Below are 1,674 nucleotides of genomic sequence, written 5' to 3'. Positions count from 1 at the left end.
GGGGGAGCCGCACCACCCGTTCCTCGTCGGTGTGCCCGATGACCAGGGCGCGCTCGCCGTCCTCGAGGATCTCCTTGAGGGTGACGATGTCCCCGGCCCGCTCGAACTCCATGGCCTCGACCACGTTGAGCGCTTCGTTGAGCATGACTTCCTGGCCTCGCCGGAGGCCGTCGAGCTCGACGCTGGGACTGACGTTCACCCGGAGCTTGCGGCCCCCGGTGAAGATGTCGCAGGTGCCGTCCTCGTTGGCCTGCAGGAAGACGCCGAAGCCGGCCGGCGGCTGTGCGAGCCGGTCGACCTCCTCCTTGAGGGCCACGATCTGGTCGCGCGCCTCGCGGAGTGTGCCGGCGAGCCGCTCGTTCTGTGCGGACACGCCTGCGAGGTTGGTCTGCAACTCGACGATCCGCTCTTCGAGAATCCTCGAGTGACGCGGAGAGTCGGCGAGCTTACGTCGCAGGACGGCGATTTCCTGCTCGAGAAAGGCAACCTGGCCGGCTGGGTCATCGGACCCCCGCCCGGGCCGGATGCCGCGGTTGATGTCGTCGTCGTGGGCTGCCACGGTCCTCACCTCCTCCAAGGGGAGCTGGACGCTTCCTGACCCTACCTGGGTGGGTGATGATTGAAACCCCTAGATCACAAAGACCTGGGGGCGTGTCCGATCTTCACCCTTGCGCTCTCCCTCACGCCAAGGGAATACCCACCCTTCGCCCCGGGAAAGCCGCCGGTTGTATCGTCGGAGCTTCGGCACCCGTCAGGGTCGGCTTCGAATCGGTTCGCATACGCAGGGAAACGGCAGGACACATGACCGTGCAGCAGGACGCTCCGGGCGGCAGGGACGCAGAGGACCTGGAGGTCTGGATCGACCAGGACCTCTGTACGGGCGACGGCATCTGTGTGCAGTACGCGCCTGAGGTGTTCGAGCTGGACATCGACGGCCTGGCGTACGTCAAGAGCCCGGAGGACGAGCTCCTCCAGGACAAGGGCGCCACCACCCCGGTACCGCTGCCGCTGCTCCAGGACGTGGTGGACTCGGCCAAGGAGTGCCCGGGCGACTGCATCCATGTACGGCGCGTTTCGGACAGCGTGGAGGTCTTCGGTCCGGACGCCGACTGAGGGAGCTCCTCCTCGGCCGTCCGCTTCCCGGTCAGACGGGCGCGGAGCTGCCCCCGGTGGAGCGGACGAACGCGTTCCCCTTCCACTTCCATGCCGCGCTCTCCCGCTCGTCGGGGCAGCAGCGCGGCACCTCGGGCGAGGAGTAGCCGAGCAGGGTCGCCGAGACCGTGCCGTCCTGGACGGCGAGGCCGGTGACGGTGAGGTTCTGAGCGGGGTCCACCAGGGTCGCCACGACCCGGGGTGCGGCCCCGCTCGCCTGCGTCAGGACGTAGACCCCGCCGGGGGGCGTGCCGGAACCGGCGGTGCAATGGACGGCGACGACGGTCTCCGGCCTGCCGTCGCCGTCGAGGTCGCCGGGCGCGCGGTCGGCGACGGTCTGTCCCGCGTCGCCGCACGCGAGCGGGAAGACGACGCCGGCCGGGTCCGGCGCGGCGGCCGGGACGGCACCGCTGCCGGCCGTGGCGGTGCGCTCGGAGGCCTGGGCGGTCGCGGTGGCGGCCTCGGGCTGGAGCAGTCCCGCGCCGGCGACGACGGCGGCCATGGCAGCGGCCGTGGCGAGCC

At 70.5% G+C, this 1,674-nt stretch carries 2 protein-coding genes and 1 pseudogene; 1 reads left to right on the top strand and 2 read right to left on the bottom strand.

The window, feature by feature from the left end:
* Positions 1-559: pseudogene (locus IH13_RS0134725) on the bottom strand (proteasome ATPase); the annotation flags it as partial.
* Between the two features lie 242 nt (positions 560-801).
* On the opposite strand from IH13_RS0134725, the gene IH13_RS0134720 reads away from it, so the two are divergent.
* Entirely contained in the window at positions 802-1,113 is a 312-nt protein-coding gene (locus tag IH13_RS0134720) for a ferredoxin (protein ID WP_031090926.1), read from the top strand.
* Positions 1,114-1,144: 31 nt separating this feature from the next.
* On the opposite strand, the gene IH13_RS0134715 is transcribed toward IH13_RS0134720, so the two are convergent.
* Positions 1,145-1,674 (bottom strand): hypothetical protein (locus tag IH13_RS0134715; RefSeq protein WP_031090925.1); only part of this gene is annotated, 530 nt, incomplete at its 5' end.

Source organism: Streptomyces sp. NRRL WC-3549, assembly GCF_000721935.1.
In the GTDB taxonomy this organism is placed as follows: domain Bacteria; phylum Actinomycetota; class Actinomycetes; order Streptomycetales; family Streptomycetaceae; genus Streptomyces.
This window is presented reverse-complemented; position numbering and strand designations above follow the sequence as displayed.